Raw genomic sequence first — 18,660 nt, forward strand, 5'->3', positions numbered from 1 at the left:
GAACCGGAGGCGCCGCCGGGGCCAGACTCGTGGTCGTACCGCAGCACGTCTCGTACCGCAGTACATCTCGCACGTCAGCACGTCCGGCACCTCAGCACGTCTCGTACCTCAGCACGTCTCGCACCGACCGTACTCGCACGTTCTACGCACGCTTCGATTTCATTCAGACATAGGAGAGTTACCGTGACATCGGCTGTAACCATTCCCAGGCACGGGGGCACTGGAGGGCGTACGGCCGTTGCCGCGCGGGCGCGGCAGGTCGTCAAGGCGTACGGGGCCGGGGAGACCCGCGTCGTCGCCCTCGACCACGTCGACGTGGACATATCCCGCGGCCAGTTCACCGCGATCATGGGCCCCTCGGGGTCCGGCAAGTCCACGCTGATGCACTGCCTCGCCGGGCTGGACACCGTCACCAGCGGCCAGATCTACCTGGACGAGACGGAGATCACCGGTCTGAAGGACAAGAAGCTGACGCAGCTGCGCCGGGACCGGATCGGGTTCATCTTCCAGGCGTACAACCTGCTGCCGACGCTGAACGCCATCGAGAACATCACGCTGCCCATGGACATCGCCGGGCGCAAGCCCGACAGGGAGTGGCTGGACCGGGTCGTGGAGACGGTCGGGCTCGCCGGCCGGCTCAAGCACCGGCCGACCCAGCTGTCCGGCGGCCAGCAGCAGCGCGTCGCCGTGGCGCGAGCGCTCGCCGCCCGCCCGGAGATCATCTTCGGGGACGAACCGACCGGAAACCTCGACTCGCGCGCCGGCGCCGAGGTGCTGGGCTTCCTGCGCAAGTCGGTGGACGAACTGGGCCAGACGATCGTGATGGTCACGCACGACCCGGTCGCCGCCTCCTACGCCGACCGTGTGCTCTACCTGGCCGACGGCCGGATCGTGGACGAGATGTTCAAGCCGACCGCCGAGGCCGTCCTGGACCGCATGAAGGACTTCGACGCCCGGGGGCGCACGTCATGACCGTGCTCAAGACCTCGATGCGCAACTTCTTCGCGCACAAGGGGCGCATGGCGCTGTCGGCGGTGGCCGTGCTGCTGTCGGTGGGCTTCGTGACCGGCACGCTGGTCTTCACCGACACCATGACGACGACGTTCGACAAGCTGTTCACCGCCACCTCCTCCGATGTCACGGTCAGCGCCAAGGGCTCCTCGGACACCGGGGAGACCACCTCCGACACCGGCAGGCCGCCGGTGCTGCCGGCCTCCGTCGTGGACGAGGTGCGGGCGACGGAGGGCGTCAAGTCGGCCGAGGGGACCGTCTTCTCCACCTCGGTGACCGTGGTGGACGCCGACAAGGACAGCCTGTCGCCCACCAGCGGCGCCCCCACCATCGTCGGCGGCTGGAACGCCAACGAGGCCCGCACCATGAAGATCACCGAGGGGGCCGCGCCGAAGGGCGCCGACCAGGTGATGGTGGACGGGGACACCGCCGACAAGCACGACCTCAAGCTCGGCGACGAGATCGCCGTGATCACCGTGGTCGGCACGCACACCGCGAAGATCTCCGGCATCGCCGACTTCACCGTCACCAACCCCGGCGCCGCGATCTTCTACCTGGACGTCGCGACCGCCCAGAAGACCCTCGTCGGCGAGAGCGACGTCTTCACCAACATCAACGTCACCGCCGAGGCCGGCTTCAGCGACGCGGCCCTCAAGCGCCACGTCGTCGCCGCGCTCGGCGGCGGCTACAAGGTGCAGACCGCCCAGGAGGTCGCCGACGCCAACGCCGAGCAGATCGGCGAGTTCATGGGCGTCATCAAGTACGCCATGCTCGGCTTCGCCGGGATCGCCTTCCTGGTCGGCGTCTTCCTGATCATCAACACCTTCTCCATGCTGGTCGCCCAGCGCACCCGCGAGATCGGGCTGATGCGGGCCATCGGCTCCAGCCGCAAGCAGGTCAACCGGTCGGTGCTGGTGGAGGCCCTGCTGCTCGGCTTCTTCGGGGCGCTGCTCGGAGTGGGCGCGGGCGTCGGCATCGCCGTCGGGCTGATGAAGCTCATGAGCATGACCGGCATGAAGCTGTCCACCGACGATCTGACGATCGCCTGGACGACGCCGGTGATCGGCATGGTCCTCGGCGTGGTCGTCACCGTCCTCGCCGCCTACCTGCCCGCCCGCCGCGCCGGCAAGGTCTCCCCGATGGCCGCCCTGCGCGACGCCGGTGCGCCCGCCGACGCCCGGGCCGGCCGGATCCGCGCGGTGCTCGGCATCGTCCTCACCGGCGTCGGCGCGGGCGCGCTGTACCTGGCGGGCGCCGCCGACACGGCGAGCGACGGGTCGCTGTGGCTGGGCCTGGGCGTGGTGCTGAGCCTGATCGGGTTCGTGGTGATCGGGCCGGTGCTGGCCGCGGGCGTGGTCCGGGTGCTGGGCGCGCTCGTGCTGCGGGTCTTCGGCCCGGTGGGCCGGATGGCCGAGCGCAACGCGCTGCGCAACCCGCGCCGCACCGGCGCCACCGGCGCCGCCCTGATGATCGGTCTGGCGCTCGTCGCCTGCCTGTCGGTGGTCGGCTCCTCCATGGTCGCCTCGGCCACGGACCAGCTCGACAAATCCGTCGGCACCGACTTCATCATCCAGTCCGACAGCGGACAGCTGATCACCCCGCAGGCGGTCGCCGCCGTCAAGGAGACGCCCGGTCTCGACCGGGTCACCGAGTACAAGGTTCTCGAGGCCGACCTCGTCACGCCCGACGGCAAGGTCTCCAAGAACGAGACGATCAACGCCGCCGACCCGACCTACGCCGAGGACGTGCGCACCGAGACCGTCGCTGGCGACCTCGCCGACGCCTACGGGCAGAACTCGATGTCCGTCTTCGAGGGCTTCGCCGAGGAGCACGGACTGACCGTCGGCTCCAAGGTGAAGGTCGACTTCCGCGACGGAGGCACCGCCACCCTCACCGTCCGCGCCATCACCAGCGACGAGGTGGTCATCGACAAGGGCGCGATGTACGCGTCCATCACCACGGTCGCCGAGCACGTCCCGGCCGAGAAGATGCCGCTGGACATCATGGTCTTCGCCGCGGCGAAGGAAGGACAGCAGGACGCCGCCTACAAGGCCCTGAAGTCCGCGCTGCACGACTACCCGCAGTACACGGTCCGCGACCAGACCGACTACAAGGAAGCCCTCAAGGACCAGATCGGCCAGCTCCTCAACATGATCTACGGCCTGCTGGCCCTCGCGATCATCGTCGCGGTGCTCGGCGTCGTGAACACCCTCGCCCTGTCGGTGGTGGAGCGGACCCGGGAGATAGGCCTGATGCGGGCCATCGGCCTCTCGCGCCGGCAGCTGCGCCGCATGATCCGCCTGGAGTCGGTCGTCATCGCCCTCTTCGGCGCCCTGCTGGGGCTCGGACTGGGCATGGGCTGGGGCGCCACCGCCCAGCAGCTGCTGGCTCTGGAGGGCCTGACCGTCCTGGAGATCCCCTGGCCCACCATCGGCGGAGTCTTCGTCGCCTCGGCCTTCGTGGGCCTGTTCGCCGCCCTCATCCCGGCCTTCCGGGCCGGCCGGATGAACGTCCTGAACGCCATAGCAACGGATTAGGGCCCGAGAGCAACGGATCCGGGCTCGAGAGCAACGGATTGGGGCCCAAGAGCAACAGATTGGGGCCCCGCGGCGCAGTACAAGAGGGGGAGTGGGACACGGGGAGTCCGAGCCACCGCATACGGGGGTTGCGGAGGAAGGCCGGGCCCGGCGGAGAAGTCCGCCGGGCCCGGCCCACGCAGTGCGCCGGGTGATCGGCGCGAGGGCGACGTACCCTGGAGACACCCCGGCCCGCCCCGCGCGTCGGGTCCTTCGCGTTGCCCCCGGCATCTCGGCCCGGAACACCCCGGCCCAGGACGGAAAGCCCCTTCATGAGCCTGCACGGTCTGCTCGACGCCGTCGTCAAGGACACCGCCCTCGCACACGCGATCAAGGCGGCCTCCGACGGCAACCGGATGCACCTCGATCTGGTCGGCCCCCAGGCGGCCCGCCCCCTCGCCGTCGCCGCGCTGGCCCGTGAGAGCGGCCGCCCGGTGCTGGCGGTGACGGCCACCGGCCGCGAGGCCGAGGACCTCGCGGCGGCCCTGCGGTCGCTGCTGCCGCCGGAGGGCGTCGTGGAGTACCCCTCCTGGGAGACGCTGCCGCACGAGCGGCTCAGCCCCCGCAGCGACACCGTCGGCCGCCGGCTCGCCGTGCTGCGCCGCCTGGCCCACCCCCGCCCCGACGACCCCGAGACCGGCCCCGTCTCCGTCGTCGTCGCACCCGTACGGTCCGTGCTCCAGCCGCAGGTCAAGGGCCTGGGCGACCTGGAGCCGGTCGCGCTGCGCGCCGGGCAGACCGCCGATCTGAACCGGATCGTCGAGGCACTCGCCGCCGCCGCGTACGCACGCGTCGAACTGGTCGAGAAGCGCGGCGAGTTCGCCGTACGGGGCGGCATCCTCGACGTGTTCCCGCCCACCGAGGAACACCCCCTGCGCATCGAGTTCTGGGGCGACGACGTCGAGGAGATCCGCTACTTCAAGGTCGCCGACCAGCGCTCCCTGGAGGTCGCCGAGCACGGCCTGTGGGCGCCGCCCTGCCGCGAGCTGCTCCTCACCGACCAGGTCCGCGAGCGCGCCGCCGCCCTCGCCGAGGCCCACCCCGAACTCGGCGAACTCCTCGGCAAGATCGCCGAGGGCATCGCCGTCGAGGGCATGGAGTCCCTCGCGCCCGTCCTGGTCGACGACATGGAGCTGCTGCTCGACGTGCTGCCCAAGGGCTCCATGGCCGTCGTCTGCGACCCGGAGCGGGTGCGCACGAGGGCCGCCGACCTGGTGGCGACCTCGCAGGAGTTCCTCCAGGCGTCCTGGGCGGCCACCGCCGGCGGGGGCGAGGCGCCCATCGACGTCGGCGCGGCCTCCCTGTGGTCCATCGCCGACGTCCGCGAACGCGCCCGCGACCTGGACATGATGTGGTGGTCGGTGTCGCCGTTCGCCGCCGACGCCGAGCTGGACGCCGACACCCTCAAGCTCGGCATGCACGCCCCCGACACCTACCGCGGCGACACCGCCAAGGCGCTCGCCGACACCAAGGGCTGGCTCGCCGACGGCTGGCGCACCGTCTTCGTCACCGAGGCCCACGGCCCGGCCGCCCGCACCGTCGAGGTCCTCGGCGGCGAGGGCGTCGCCGCGCGCCTCGACGCCGACCTGCGCGAGATCACCCCGTCCGTCGTCCACGTGGCGTGCGGCTCCATCGAGCACGGCTTCGTCGACCCGGCGCTCAAACTGGCGGTCCTGACCGAGACCGACCTGTCCGGCCAGCGCGCCGCCGGCCGCGAGGGCGCCCGGATGCCCGCCCGCCGCCGCAAGACCATCGACCCGCTCACCCTGGAGGCGGGCGACTACATCGTCCACGAGCAGCACGGCGTCGGCCGCTACATCGAGATGGTCCAGCGCACCGTGCAGGGCGCCACCCGCGAGTACCTCGTCGTGGAGTACGCCCCCGCCAAGCGCGGCCAGCCGGGCGACCGCCTCTACATCCCCACCGACCAGCTGGAACAGATCACCAAGTACGTCGGCGGCGAGGCCCCGACCCTGCACCGGCTCGGCGGCGCCGACTGGACCAAGACCAAGGCGCGCGCCAAGAAGGCCGTCAAGGAGATCGCCGCCGACCTGATCAGGCTGTACAGCGCCCGCATGGCCGCCCCCGGGCACGCCTTCGGCGCCGACACGCCCTGGCAGCGCGAGCTGGAGGACGCCTTCCCCTACGCGGAGACGCCCGACCAGCTCACCACCATCGCCGAGGTCAAGGAGGACATGGAGAAGTCCGTCCCCATGGACCGCCTGGTCTGCGGCGACGTCGGCTACGGCAAGACCGAGATCGCCGTGCGCGCCGCCTTCAAGGCCGTCCAGGACGGCAAGCAGGTGGCGGTGCTGGTGCCGACGACGCTGCTGGTGCAGCAGCACTTCGGCACGTTCAGCGAGCGCTACGCGCAGTTCCCGGTCACCGTGAAGGCGCTGTCCCGGTTCCAGACGGACACCGAGGCCAAGGCGGTCCTGGAGGGCCTGCGCGAGGGCTCGGTCGACGTCGTCATCGGCACGCACCGGTTGTTCTCCTCGGAGACCAGGTTCAAGGACCTCGGCCTGGTCATCGTGGACGAGGAGCAGCGCTTCGGCGTCGAGCACAAGGAGCAGCTGAAGAAGCTGCGGGCCAACGTCGACGTGCTGACGATGTCCGCCACCCCCATTCCGCGCACCCTGGAGATGGCGGTGACCGGCATCCGCGAGATGTCGACCATCACCACGCCCCCGGAGGAGCGCCACCCCGTCCTCACCTTCGTCGGCCCCTACGAGGAGAAGCAGATCGGCGCAGCCATCCGCCGCGAACTCCTGCGCGAGGGCCAGGTCTTCTACATCCACAACCGCGTCGAGTCCATCGACCGCGCGGCGGCCCGGCTGCGCGAGATCGTCCCCGAGGCGCGCATCGCCACCGCTCACGGCCAGATGTCCGAGTCGGCGCTGGAGCAGGTCGTGGTCGACTTCTGGGAGAAGCGGTTCGACGTCCTCGTCTCCACGACGATCGTCGAGTCCGGCATCGACATCTCCAACGCCAACACCCTGATCGTGGAGCGCGGCGACACCTTCGGCCTGTCCCAGCTGCACCAGCTGCGCGGCCGCGTGGGCCGGGGCCGCGAGCGCGGGTACGCGTACTTCCTGTACCCGCCGGAGAAGCCGCTGACCGAGACCGCCCACGAACGGCTGGCGACCATCGCCCAGCACACCGAGATGGGCGCGGGCATGTACGTCGCCATGAAGGACCTGGAGATCCGCGGCGCCGGCAACCTCCTCGGCGGCGAGCAGTCCGGCCACATCGCGGGCGTCGGCTTCGACCTGTACGTGCGGATGGTCGGCGAGGCGGTCGCGGACTACCGGCGCCAGCTGGAGACGGGGGAGATCGAGGAGGAGCCGCCGCTCGAGGTCAAGATCGAGCTGCCGGTCGACGCGCACGTCCCGCACGACTACGCGCCGGGCGAGCGGCTGCGGCTGCAGGCCTACCGCTCCATCGCCTCCGCCAACTCCGAGGAGGACATCAGGGCCGTACGCGAGGAACTCGTCGACCGCTACGGCAAGCTGCCCGAGCCCGTGGAGAACCTGCTGCTGGTGGCCGGGCTGCGGATGCTGGCGCGGGCCTGCGGCGTCGGCGAGGTCGTGCTCCAGGGCAGCAACATCCGGTTCGCGCCGGTGGAGTTGCGCGAGTCGCAGGAGCTGCGGCTGAAGCGGCTGTACCCGGGCTCGGTGATCAAACCGGCGGCGCACCAGATCCTCGTACCGCGCCCGAAGACCGCGAAGGTCGGCGGCAAGCCGCTGGTCGGGCGGGAACTGCTGGGCTGGGTGGGGGAGTTCCTGACGTCCGTGCCGGGGTCGTAGACGCGGGCGCGGCGTCCCTGCTGGGGGCGCGGGCGCCGGCGTCCCTGCTGGGGGCGTGGACGCGGGCGTCCGTGGCGGTGGCTTGGGCGCGGGCGCGGATCCGGCTGTCGTCGTGGGCGAACGGAAGCCGCCCGTCACGGACCGGCCGTGCGGGCGGCTTCGTCGTGCGCGGAGCTTCGTTCTCCGGCCTTACTGCTGCTGATCGGGCTTGTCGCGGTCCACGCCGTACCGCCCCTCGATCTTCTGCTGGGCGGTGTCGACCTGGTCCTGGTACTTGTTGCCGGTCCTCTGGTTGACCTGCTTCTCCGCGGCGTCGGACAGCTTCCTGGTCCTGTCCGGCGTCATCTTGCCCTTCAGCTTGTCGAAGATGCCCATGCGCAGCTCCTTCCGGAGGTGATCCTCCACCGACGATACGCCGGATGTGGGGGGAATGCCGATTTCGCCCCAGTGTGGTCTGGACCTCTCGGCGGCTACGGTGGCGGCAGCCGGACGGGCCGGCGGGACGGTGTGAGGGAGGACGCGGCGTGAGGCGTCTCAGGAGCGGGACGGCGGTCGCCGCGGTGACGGCGGCGCTGGTCGTGGCGGCCGGCTGCACGGAGGGGACCACCGGCTTCGGCGGACCGGAGGGGACGCGGAGTCCCGGGAGCGGGGGAGCGGCCCTCGCGGCGGCCCGGGTCCTGCCCGTGAAGGGGCGCGCCCCGAAGACCGGCTACGACCGGGACCGCTTCGGCAGCCCGTGGGCCGACACCGACTCCAACAGCTGCGGAACCCGCGACGACATACTCCGCCGCGACCTCGACGACGTCGAGTTCGGCGACGGCGAGGAGTGCGAGGTGTCCTCCGGCACCCTGGACCCCGACCCGTACACCGGCAAGGACGTCGCCTTCGTGCGGGGGCGCAGCCGCGTGGACATCGACCATGTCGTCGCACTGTCCGACGCCTGGCAGAAGGGCGCCGGGCAGTGGGAGCCGAGCAAGCGCATCGCCTTCGCCAACGACCCCCTCAACCTCGTCGCCGTCGACGCGGGCGCCAACCGGTCCAAGGGCGACGGCGACACGGCGACCTGGCTGCCGCCGAACAAGTCGTACCGGTGCCGGTACGTCGCCACGCAGGTCGCCGTGAAGAAGAAATACGGGCTCTGGGTCACCGCCGCCGAGAAGGCCGCGATGACCAGGGTGCTGTCCGGTTGTCCCGGGCAGCGGCTGCCCGACGGGGGCTCGCCGACGAAGGCGCCGTCGCGGTTCCGGGCGGACTGAGCGCGGGCGGGCCGGTCGTGCCGGCTATTCGGTCGCGGAGCGCGGGCGAGCCGCCTACCTTGGCCGCGTGAGCCGGGGTGTCCGGCATGACCGGGGTATGGGTGTGACTGAGGTGGTTGGGGTGTCCGGCGTGACCGGCGTGACGGTGGCGAGCCTGGCCGAGCGGCCCGAGGCGCTGGAGCGGGTGACCGGCATGGCCGACAGCTGGCCGCCGTTCGTCGTCAACGACCTCGTCGGCAACGCGCACTACGGCCGGATCGCCACCGAACTCCCGCAGTACGTGCTGTTCGCCGAGGACGAGAACGGCGACGTCGTCGCCCACGCCTACAGCGTCCCCTTCGCCCTCGGCGCCGACGGCCGCGGCGGACTCCCCGCCCGGGGCTGGGACCAGGTCCTCGTCTGGGCCTTCTCCGACCTGCGCCGCGGTGTCCGGCCCGACACCGTCAGCGCCATCTCCGTCGTCGTCGCCCCGCACGCCCAGGGGCGCGGCCTGTCCGCCCTGATGCTCACCGCCCTGCGCGACAATGCCCGGGCCCTCGGTTTCCGCGAGGTCGTCGCCCCGGTGCGGCCCAGCGCCAAGCACCTGGAACCCCGCACCCCCATGGAGGAGTACGCGCGCCGGCTGCGCCCCGACGGGCTGCCGTACGACCCCTGGCTGCGCGTCCACGCCCGCGCCGGCGCCACCCTGGACTCGGTCGCGCCGGCGTCGATGACCGTGACCGCCTCGCTGGAGGACTGGCGCGGCTGGACCAAGCTGCCCTTCGACGCCGCCGGCGAGGTGGAGGTGCCGGGGGCGCTGGCGCCGGTACGGTGCGAGCCGGAGCGGGGGTACGCGGTGTACGTCGAGCCGAACGTGTGGATGCGCCACCGGCTGTGACGGCGCGTCTCAGGCGGCGAGGTCGTCCAGGTCGATGATCTCGCCCGCGGGCTCGCGGGCCGGGACCGGCTTCTCGTAGTCGCGGAAGGCGAGAGTGCTCGGGTCGGCGGTGGAGGTGCTGTCGACGCGCAGCAGATAGGGCTCCTCCTCGGTGGCGACGTACAGCGTGTAACGGTCGGCGCCGTTCTTCTCGGTCAGCGTGATCGCGGGCGTGCCGTCGACGGTGGTGGTCTCACCGCGCTCGGCGGCGGAGTGCACGTCCTCGGCGCCGCCGAGCAGGGTGTTCAGGTCGCAGAAGGCGGTCATCTCGGCGGCGTCGTCGCCCGTCGCGGAGGTCTTCGCCCACTTCCCGGCCAGCAGGTCGACCACCGCGTCGGTCTCCGCCTCGTCCTGGCCCTCGCCCTGCGCGCGCAGGAAGGCCTCGTCGTACCGCAGGTAGATCGTGTCGCCGGTCTTGATCAGGTCGGCCTTGCCGCCGTCCATGCTCAGGGTGCCTGCGCACTCGTTCTGCTTGTTGAGGGCCATGTCCAGCCCGATCGTGCCACCGCTCGCCTCGTCGGGGACGTCGCCCGTCACGCGCAGCGAGGAGGCGCCGGTCGTGGCCTCGACGGCACGGTTGGCGATCTGGCCGCCGGTGAGGCCGGGGAAGGGCTCGTCGGACCCGGACTTCGCGGACTTCTTGGTCTTGCCGGAACTGCTTGGGCTGCTGGTCTTGCCGGACTTGCTCGACTTGTCGGCCTTGTCCTGGCTCGACAGGCAGCCGGTGGCGCCGAGGGCGGTGGCGGTGATGAGGCAGAGGGCGGCGATGGCGGTGCGGCGCATGAGGGCTCCTTGGAGGCGTGGCGGGGGTTGAGGGCGGGCTTCGTTGCGTGCTCACTCGGCGGGCCGCCCGTTCGGTGGGTCAATAAGATCAGAGCCTGTGAACCGAGTCAACACGATTCACGCGTCAAGGCCGGTACACGATTGTGAAGGCTTCGAGTATGCGCTCGCCGCTATGCTCGGCGCACAGGCAGCACACGGGACGAGGGGAGCCAGGCGCGTGCAGGACAACGCCACAGAGGTGACCGCCGCCGGGATCGCCCGGCTCGCCGGCGTGGGACGCGCCGCCGTCAGCAACTGGCGCCGCCGTCACGCCGACTTCCCCAAGCCCGTCGGCGGCACCGAGACCAGCCCCGCCTTCGCGCTGGCCGAGGTCGAGGCATGGCTCCGCAAGCAGGGCAAACTCGCCGAGGTTCCTCTGCGCGAACGCGTCTGGCAGCAGGTCGCCGGGCATCCCGGAGGCCCGGTCACCGCGCTCACCCACGCAGGCTGCGTGCTGCTGCTCATCCACGACCGGCCCACGGTGTGGCTGGAGGTGAGCGGCGGCTCCGACGAACGGCTCGCCGCGCTGCTGCCGGGTGCGCTGGAGCAGGTGATCGTGCCCCGGTTCGGCGGCGACCGCGTTCACACGGGAGCGGCGGGGCGCGGGGCGGAAGCTGTGAACTCCCGGCCCACTGTGAACCCAGTGCCGCCCGTTCCCGTAGAGGCTCCCCGGACCGGCTGGTCCGTCCCGGCCCCGTCCGTTCACACCCCCACCGGCCCCGACCTCCTCCCCTCCGCCCCCCTCCTCCGCGGCGCCGCCGAGCTGGCCGCCGACGTGGGCGCCCGGCAGGCGTTCGAGTTCCTGCTCGGCCGCCACCTCGACGCCAACCCCCGCCAGTACACGCTCACCCCGGTTGACCTGGCCCGCCTCATGGCCGAGCTGACCGGACCCGCCCGCACCGTCCTCGACCCCGCCTGCGGCGCCGGCACCCTGTTGCGAGCCGTCGAAGCCCGCCCAGGCCAGCAGGTGTACGCCCAGGACAACGCCCCCGACCTCGCCGCGCTCACCGCGCTCCGCCTCGCGCTGCACGGCAGGGCCACCGTCCGGGCCGCCGCCGGGGACGCCCTGCGCGCCGACGCCCACCCCGACCTGCGCGCCGACGCCGTCCTGTGCCATCCCCCGTTCAACGAGCGCAACTGGGGGCACGACGAACTGGCGTACGACCCGCGCTGGGAGTACGGCTTCCCCGCGCGCACCGAGTCCGAGCTGGCCTGGGTGCAGCACGCGCTCGCCCGGCTCCGGGACGGAGGCACGGCCGTCCTGCTGATGCCGCCCGCCGTCGCCTCCCGGCGCTCGGGCCGCCGTATCCGCGCCGACCTGCTGCGCCGCGGCGCGCTGCGGGCCGTCGTCGCGCTGCCGGTGGGCGCGGCCCCGCCGTACAACATCCCGCTCCACCTGTGGGTGCTGCGCCGGCCCGAGAAGGCGCCCGCGCAGCCCGAGGTGCTGCTCGTGGACACGGGGCGGTTCGCCGCCGACGGGCGCGGCGGACCGGACTGGCGGGGAGTGCGCGACGCGGTGATGCACGCCTGGCGGCCGTTCGACCGGGACGGCACGCTTCCCGAGCAGCCGGGGCTGGCGCGTTCCGTGCCCGTGATCGATCTCCTCGACGACGACGTGGACTTCGCGCCCGCCCGGCATCTGCCGCTGCCGGCGGCCGACGGCGTCACCCAGCTCACGGAGATGCGCGAGCGCCTCGGCGAGACCCTGCGCCTGACCGCCGGTCTCACTCCGGCGCCCGCGCCGCTCACGCCGCCCGCGCGCTGGCCGCTCACCACCATCGGCGAACTCGCCCGCGCGGGCGCCCTCACGATGCGTACCGGCGGAAACGGCGGGCACGCGCGCGTACCCGTTCTCACCGACCACGACGTCCTCGCCGGAACCGCTCCCTCCGGGACGCTGCCCGAGAGCGACGAGGAAGCGGTGCTCCTCGCGGTCGGCGACGTCGTCGTGCCGGTGCTCGGGGGCGGCGCGGTGGCGCGCGTGATCGGCGACGGGACGGCGGGCGCGGCCCTGGGCCGCAACCTCGTGCTGCTGCGCCCCGACCCCGCGTCGCTCGACCCGTGGTTCCTCACCGGTTTCCTGCGCGGCACCGACAACCACCGCCAGGCCAGCAGCTACGCCTCCACCGCCACCCGGCTCGACGTCCGACGCCTGCAGCTGCCCCGCCTCCCGCTGGACGAGCAGCGGCGTTACGGCGCGCGCTTCCGCGCGCTGGACGAGTTCGAGAGCGCGCTGCGCGATGCGAGCCGACTGGGGGCGCGTCTCGCCCGCGGGATGTACGACGGCCTGACGGACGGGACCGTCGCGCCCGACTGAGAAAAGCCCCGGCATCCGTAAGTGATCAGTGCGACAACGGTTCGGTACAACCCGGGACGGGTTGTCGGTGTCGACCTATACGCTCGAAGCGACAATCTCACGACCGGCGTTGCCCGACGCCGGTTCGAACCCCGCACGCGTGCGCGCACCAGGCATCAGGAGCAGTCATGCATGGCCACGGCTATACGCAGCCGGTGAAGCAGCCGCCCCCGACGGCGTTGCTGGTCCTCCTGCGCGTGCTGTTCGTGGCGTTGGCCGTCTTCAGCCTCGGCCTCCTGACGTGGGTGATGCTGCTGCGTCTCGCGGCCGTCACGCGCAAGTCGCTCCACTGGGGCCTGTTCGTGGCCGTGCTGGCGATCGACATCCTCTCCCTGGTGCTGCTCGGCACCGAGCCCGGCGACGAGATCCACACCACGGGCGGCTGGACCGGCCTGATCCTGCTCCTGGGCACGCTCGTCGTGGTGATCGCGTACTACATCGCGGCCGAGGTGCGCCACTACCACGACGTCCGCTACGGCATCCCCGCCGGACGGGCGACGGCGTCGTACGGGTACCCGAACCCGGCCGCGACCGCCCCGTACACCACCGCGGCCACGGGCCCGCAGCCCGTCGTCCACCCGGCCCCGCCGCACACGCCGATACCCGGCCCGCCCCCGCCCGTCCCCGCGCAGCCCCACACCCCGATACCCGGGCCCGGCACGCCCGCGCACACCCCGCAGCCGCAGCGCCCCGCGCCCGCGCGCATCGACCAGGTGCGGGCCGAACTGGACGAGCTGAGCGACTACCTGCGCAAGCAGGGCGGCCAGGGTGGTCACAGCGGTCGGGGCGACGGCGGCGAGGGCGCGCGGTGACCGTGGCGGCGAAGCGCGTCGTCGCCGGCCGCTACGAACTGGCCACGCTGATCGGGCAGGGCGGCATGGGCCAGGTCTGGACGGCCTACGACCAGCGGCTCGACCGGCGCGTGGCGGTGAAGCTGCTGCGCCCCGACAAGGTGGCCGGCCAGGAGGCCGACGAGCTGCGCCGCCGTTTCGTGCGGGAGTGCCGGGTGACGGCCCAGGTGGACCACCCGGGGCTGGTGACCGTGCACGACGCGGGCAGCGACGGCGCGGAGCTGTTCCTCGTCATGCAGTACGTCGACGGGGCCGACCTCTCCGACCACCTCGCCGAGCACGACCCCTACCCCTGGCCGTGGGCGGTGGCGGTCGCCGCGCAGCTGTGCGCCGTACTGAGCGCCGTGCACGCCGTGCCGATCGTCCACCGGGACCTCAAGCCGCGGAACGTCATGGTGAAGCAGGACGGCACCGTCACGGTCCTCGACCTCGGCGTCGCCTCCGTCATGGACACCGACACCACCCGCCTGACGCACACCGGCTCGCCCATCGGCTCCCCTGCCTACATGGCCCCCGAGCAGGCGATGGGCGGCGCGGTCGGCCCGTACACCGACCTGTACGCGCTCGGCGTGCTCATGCACGAACTGCTCAGCGGCGACGTCCCGTTCGCGGGCTCCACGGCGCTCGGGGTGCTGCACCGGCACCTGTACGAGGCGCCGGTGCCCGTGCGCCGGCTGCGCCCCGAGGTGCCCGAGGCGCTGGAATCCCTCGTGCTGCGCCTGCTCGCCAAGGACCCGCAGCACCGGCCCGGCTCCGCGCAGGAGGTCTACGAGGAACTGGCGCTGCTGCTGCCCGCGCGCGGGATGCCCTCCGGCGCGCCCCTCGACCCGACCCGCCCCTTCCTGCGCCCGCACGCCCCCTGGCCGGACCGCGCCCGGACGCCCGCGCCCCAGCCCGCCCCGGCCACACCGGCTCCGGAGACGGCCGAGAAGCCGGACGTGGCCCGCGCGGTCGACGAGGTGAAGCGGCTGCTCGGCGAGGGACGCATCACCCAGGCCGTCGACATCCTGGGCGCGATCCTTCCCACGGCCGCCGAACAGCACGGCGAGAACTCCCCGGTCGTACGCACCCTGCGCAAGCAGTACGCGGCCACGCTCATGGACGACGGCCAGTACCGTCGCGCGCTGCCCGAACTGCGCCGCCTGGCCGACGAGCGCGCCGCCGAGGCCGGACAGGCCGACCCGCAGTCGCTGCGCTACCGCTACGAGGTCGCGCAGTGCCTCGAACAGCTCGGTGAACCGGCGGCGGCGCTCGCCGAGTACCGGTCGCTGTTGCCGTACTACGAGAACCAGTACGTCTCCGGTGACCCCGAGCTGGCCCACGACGTCCGCCGCCGCATCGGGCATCTGCTGCTCGCCGTCGGCGACCGGGCCGCCGCGCAGGCCACTTTGGTGCGGCTGCTGCACGACGTGGAGACGCTGCACGGGCCCGGACATCCGCTCGCCGCGGAGGTGCGGCGGACGCTGCAGTGGCTGGGGCAGGTGCGCTGACCGCCGGAGGGGCGAACGGGCGCCTTCGGCGGGGGTGCCGTCGGCCGTGCGGGCGCCTGCGGCGCGGGCGCCTGCCGCGCGAGGGCGCCTGGGGTGCGGCTGCCGACCGCGCGGGGAGCCCGTGGTGCGGGTGCGTGAGCCGTGGGTGCCTGAAGTCGCGGTGAATCGTTGGTCGAATGGGTTGGCCAAAGCCCGGCCGCTGCCTACCATCGATCACCGCAAGACTTTGTGCACCGTCGCACAATCTCCTCGGGAGGTTCCCCTTGCACCGCCGCCGTCGCACCGCGCTCCTCCTGTCCGCCGCGATCGCCGCGGCCCCGCTGCTGACCGCCTGCGGCAACGACGCGCACCCCGGTGCCGCGGCCGTGGTCGACGGCCGGCGGATCACCGTGGCGCAACTCGAGAACCGGGTCGACGAGGTGCGCGAGGCGCAGCGGGCGGCGGTGGGCGACGAGACGCAGTACGCGCAGATCGTCGCCAGGACCGGCACCCTCGCCCGCGACACCCTCCACAGCATGGTCCTGGACCAGGTGCTGCACCGCGCCGCCCGGGACGCGGGCATCACGGTCAGCCGCAAGGAGGTCCAGCAGATGCGCGCCGGCCTCGAACAGCAGGCGGGCGGCGCCAAGGGCCTGGAGACGACCTGGCTCCAGCAGTACGGGGTGCCTCCGGAGCGCCTGGACGAGAACCTGCGCCTGCAGCTGGAGGCGCAGAAGCTCGCCCGGCACCTGGGCACCGACACCGGCCAGCCGGCATTCTGGAAGGCCCTGTCCGAGGCATCCAAGAAGCTCGACGTGGACCTCAACCCGCGTTACGGCACCTGGGACGTGGAGAAGAGCAGCCGGGTGGACGCCAAGACGCCGTGGGTGCGCGAGGTGACGGCGGAGGCACCGCCGGAGCAGCCGGCGTAGGCGCGGCGGTACGGCTGCGGGCGGAGGCGTAGGCGGCGGGTACTGCGGGCCGGCCGCCGGCCGGGCGGCCGACGTGCAGGCGGTCGCGGGGTTCGGTGGCGTGCCAGGCTGTTCATCCGATGATCGCAGTGGTCGCTGTGGACAACTCGCGAGCGCCTCGCCGTGGTGGGTTACGTTCGGATCGTGAACGCAACCAGCTTCGAAGGCACCCCGGACACCGGTCCCGACCCCCGTTCCGCGCCCGGACGTATCGTCCTGCTCACCACCAGCCACCGCGTCGCCCCCGGGCTGCTCTCCTGGCCCGCGTGGCAGGCCCTGCACGCCGCCGACCAGGTGCTCTGCGCCGACGGGGCGCACCCGCAGCTGCCCTATCTGCGGGAGGCCGGGATAGCCGTCGCCGAGGCGGCCCCGACCGCCGAGGAACTGGTCGACGCGTGCGCCGACGGGCGCACGGTCGTGGTCGTCGCCACCGGCGAGGGCGAACCCGGGCTGACGGACGGACTGGCCCGGCTGGCCGGCGGCGGACGCGTGCGCATGCCGGAGCTGGAGCTGCTCCCCGCCTCCTACGACCTGCCCGGCGCCCGCCTCCTCGACCTCGTCCAGGTCATGGACCGCATCCGCGCCGAGTGCCCCTGGTCGTCCCGCCAGACCCACCAGGGGCTCGTGAAGCACGGCATCGAGGAGATGTACGAGCTGATCGAGGCGATCGAGGACGGCGACCGGGACGAACTCCGGGAAGAACTGGGCGACGTCCTGCTCCAGGTCGTCTTCCACGCCCGGATAGCCGAGGAGGACCAGGACGCCCCCTTCTCCATCGACGACGTGGCGGGCACCATCGTCGCCAAGCTCATCCACCGCCACCCGCACGTCTTCGGCGACGCGACGGCCTCCACCCCCGAGGAGGTCAGAGAGCACTGGCTGCGCACCAAGGCCCAGGAGAAGCGGCGCACGTCGGTGACCGAGGGCATACCTCTGCACCAGCCCGGCCTCGCCCTCGCGGCCAAGCTCGCGTCCCGGGCGCGTACCGCGGGCCTCGACGTGCCGCTGCCGAAGGACGAGGGGATCGGCTACGAGCTGCTGGCGCTGGCGGCACGGGCCGAGGCGGAGGGCGTGGATCCGGAGACGGCGCTGCGCGCGGCGGCACGCGCGTACCGGGACGCGATCAGGGAGACGGAGGCCGCGGTGAGCACGGCGGCCGAGGAGCCCGGAAAGGAGTCTCAGCGGCCGGATAACGTCGACGGGTGACCAACCAGCCGCATTCCCGTCAGCACGCCGCCCCACCCGCGCCCGAACTCTTCACCTGGGAGTTCGCGACCGACCCCTACCCGGCGTACGCCTGGCTGCGCGAGCACGCGCCGGTGCACCGGACGCGGCTGCCCAGCGGGGTCGAGGCATGGCTGGTCACCCGGTACGCCGACGCGAGGCAGGCGCTGGCCGACCAGCGGTTGTCCAAGAACCCGGCCCACCACGACGAGCCCGCGCACGCGAAGGGCAAGACCGGCATCCCCGGTGAGCGCAAGGCCGAGCTGATGACCCATCTGCTCAACATCGACCCGCCGGACCACACCCGGTTGCGGCGGCTGGTGTCCAAGGCGTTCACCCCGAGCCGCGTCGCGGAGTTCGCGCCGCGCGTGCAGGAACTGACCGACCGGCTCATCGACGGGTTCGCCCGCACGGGGAGCGCGGACCTCATCCACGAGTTCGCCTTCCCGCTGCCCATCTACGCCATCTGCGACATGCTCGGCGTACCGCCCGAGGACCAGGACGACTTCCGGGACTGGGCGGGCATGATGATCCGTCACGGGGGCGGGCCGCGGGGCGGTGTCGCGCGGTCGGTGAAGAAGATGCGCGGCTACCTCGCCGAGCTCATCCACCGCAAGCGCGAGTCCCTGCCCGCGGAGCCGGCGCCCGGCGAGGACCTCATCTCCGGCCTGATCCGCGCCTGGGACCACGGTGAGCACCTCACCGAGAACGAGGCGGCGGCGATGGCGTTCATCCTGCTGTTCGCCGGGTTCGAGACCACCGTCAACCTCATCGGCAACGGCATGTACGCGCTGCTCACCCACCCCGTGCAGCGCGCCCGCCTCCAGCACTCCCTCGCGGCGGGAGAACGCGACCTGCTGGCCACCGGAGTCGAGGAACTGCTGCGCTACGACGGGCCGGTGGAGCTGGCCACCTGGCGTTTCGCGACCGAGCCTCTGACGATCGGCGGCCAGGACATCGCGCCCGGCGACCCGGTGCTCGTCGTCCTCGCGGCGGCGGACCGGGACCCGGAGCGGTTCACCGACCCCGACACGCTCGACCTCGCCCGGCGCGACAACCAGCACCTCGGTTACGGACACGGCATCCACTACTGCCTCGGCGCGCCGCTCGCCCGGCTGGAGGGCCGGACAGCGCTGGCCACGCTGCTGACCCGCCTCCCCGACCTGCGGCTCGGCGTCGACCCGGCAGAGCTGCGCTGGCGGGGTGGACTCATCATGCGCGGACTGCGCACGCTGCCGGTGGAGTTCACGCCCGAGCAAGGTCGTGCATAGCGGACTCTTCCACACCCGTGTCCCAAACCAAACATGACAGCCCTTCACATCTGTGATCTTCACGTGATCTGCGCGGCATGAACTTGTGACAAGTGATCGTCTGCCGATACGTTCACCCATCAACGTGGCGG

The 18,660-nt window shown here is 72.4% G+C and carries 13 protein-coding genes; 11 read left to right on the top strand and 2 right to left on the bottom strand.

The window, feature by feature from the left end:
• The first annotated feature begins 183 nt into the window (after positions 1–183).
• From ACZ6KF_RS25275 to mfd, 3 genes are all read left to right on the top strand, one after another.
• Entirely contained in the window at positions 184–972 is a 789-nt protein-coding gene (locus tag ACZ6KF_RS25275) for an ABC transporter ATP-binding protein (protein ID WP_356628343.1), read from the top strand.
• On the top strand, positions 969–3,548 hold the full coding sequence (locus tag ACZ6KF_RS25280) for an ABC transporter permease (RefSeq protein ID WP_469240472.1): 2,580 nt from the start codon (positions 969–971) through the stop codon (positions 3,546–3,548). Before ACZ6KF_RS25275 ends, ACZ6KF_RS25280 begins: the two co-directional genes overlap by 4 nt.
• 311 nt (positions 3,549–3,859) lie before the next feature.
• Positions 3,860–7,393 carry a transcription-repair coupling factor gene (mfd, locus tag ACZ6KF_RS25285; RefSeq protein ID WP_469240474.1) on the top strand — a complete coding sequence of 1,178 codons (3,534 nt, stop codon included), beginning with the start codon at positions 3,860–3,862 and terminating at the stop codon, positions 7,391–7,393.
• Between the two features lie 189 nt (positions 7,394–7,582).
• Here the strand turns inward: mfd and ACZ6KF_RS25290 are convergent, their stop codons facing one another.
• Positions 7,583–7,768, bottom strand: coding sequence for an antitoxin (locus ACZ6KF_RS25290; RefSeq protein ID WP_356628349.1), 186 nt, complete (start codon positions 7,766–7,768; stop codon positions 7,583–7,585).
• Positions 7,769–7,917: 149 nt separating this feature from the next.
• Here ACZ6KF_RS25290 and ACZ6KF_RS25295 point away from each other — a divergent pair, with 149 nt between their 5' ends.
• Both ACZ6KF_RS25295 and ACZ6KF_RS25300 read left to right on the top strand, forming a co-directional pair.
• Positions 7,918–8,649: an HNH endonuclease family protein gene (locus ACZ6KF_RS25295; protein ID WP_469240476.1), complete on the top strand. Its 732-nt coding sequence runs from the start codon at positions 7,918–7,920 to the stop codon at positions 8,647–8,649.
• 193 nt (positions 8,650–8,842) lie between these two features.
• Positions 8,843–9,526 carry a GNAT family N-acetyltransferase gene (locus ACZ6KF_RS25300; RefSeq protein ID WP_469240535.1) on the top strand — a complete coding sequence of 228 codons (684 nt, stop codon included), beginning with the start codon at positions 8,843–8,845 and terminating at the stop codon, positions 9,524–9,526.
• Between the two features lie 9 nt (positions 9,527–9,535).
• Here the strand turns inward: ACZ6KF_RS25300 and ACZ6KF_RS25305 are convergent, their stop codons facing one another.
• Complete coding sequence (locus ACZ6KF_RS25305; protein WP_469158738.1) at positions 9,536–10,348, bottom strand: hypothetical protein; 813 nt, start codon at positions 10,346–10,348, stop codon at positions 9,536–9,538.
• Between the two features lie 217 nt (positions 10,349–10,565).
• On the opposite strand from ACZ6KF_RS25305, the gene ACZ6KF_RS25310 reads away from it, so the two are divergent.
• The 6 genes from ACZ6KF_RS25310 (at position 10,566) to ACZ6KF_RS25335 (ending at position 18,529) form a co-directional block, all read left to right on the top strand.
• Positions 10,566–12,704: an N-6 DNA methylase gene (locus ACZ6KF_RS25310; protein WP_469240477.1), complete on the top strand. Its 2,139-nt coding sequence runs from the start codon at positions 10,566–10,568 to the stop codon at positions 12,702–12,704.
• A gap of 194 nt (positions 12,705–12,898) precedes the next feature.
• Positions 12,899–13,555, top strand: coding sequence for a hypothetical protein (locus tag ACZ6KF_RS25315; protein WP_469240478.1), 657 nt, complete (start codon positions 12,899–12,901; stop codon positions 13,553–13,555).
• Between the two features lie 38 nt (positions 13,556–13,593).
• Complete coding sequence (locus ACZ6KF_RS25320) at positions 13,594–15,084, top strand: protein kinase domain-containing protein (protein WP_469158778.1); 1,491 nt, start codon at positions 13,594–13,596, stop codon at positions 15,082–15,084.
• A gap of 263 nt (positions 15,085–15,347) precedes the next feature.
• Complete coding sequence (locus ACZ6KF_RS25325; protein ID WP_356628359.1) at positions 15,348–15,995, top strand: SurA N-terminal domain-containing protein; 648 nt, start codon at positions 15,348–15,350, stop codon at positions 15,993–15,995.
• A 183-nt stretch (positions 15,996–16,178) separates the two neighbouring features.
• The gene (locus ACZ6KF_RS25330) at positions 16,179–17,240 is read left to right on the top strand and encodes a nucleoside triphosphate pyrophosphohydrolase (protein ID WP_469240480.1); all 1,062 of its coding nucleotides are present in this window, start codon (positions 16,179–16,181) and stop codon (positions 17,238–17,240) included.
• Entirely contained in the window at positions 17,237–18,529 is a 1,293-nt protein-coding gene (locus tag ACZ6KF_RS25335) for a cytochrome P450 family protein (RefSeq protein ID WP_356628363.1), read from the top strand. Before ACZ6KF_RS25330 ends, ACZ6KF_RS25335 begins: the two co-directional genes overlap by 4 nt.
• Positions 18,530–18,660 lie beyond the last annotated feature (131 nt).

This window comes from Streptomyces sp. NPDC046379, assembly GCF_055587785.1.

Excerpts from the sequence above, each read along its gene's own strand:
- ACZ6KF_RS25290 (WP_356628349.1), bottom strand. The coding sequence starts at position 7,768 with ATGGGCATCTTCGACAAGCTGAAGGGCAAGATGACGCCGGACAGGACC.
- ACZ6KF_RS25305 (WP_469158738.1), bottom strand. The coding sequence starts at position 10,348 with ATGCGCCGCACCGCCATCGCCGCCCTCTGCCTCATCACCGCCACCGCC.
- mfd (WP_469240474.1), top strand. The coding sequence starts at position 3,860 with ATGAGCCTGCACGGTCTGCTCGACGCCGTCGTCAAGGACACCGCCCTC.
- ACZ6KF_RS25280 (WP_469240472.1), top strand. The coding sequence starts at position 969 with ATGACCGTGCTCAAGACCTCGATGCGCAACTTCTTCGCGCACAAGGGG.
- ACZ6KF_RS25300 (WP_469240535.1), top strand. The coding sequence starts at position 8,843 with ATGGCCGACAGCTGGCCGCCGTTCGTCGTCAACGACCTCGTCGGCAAC.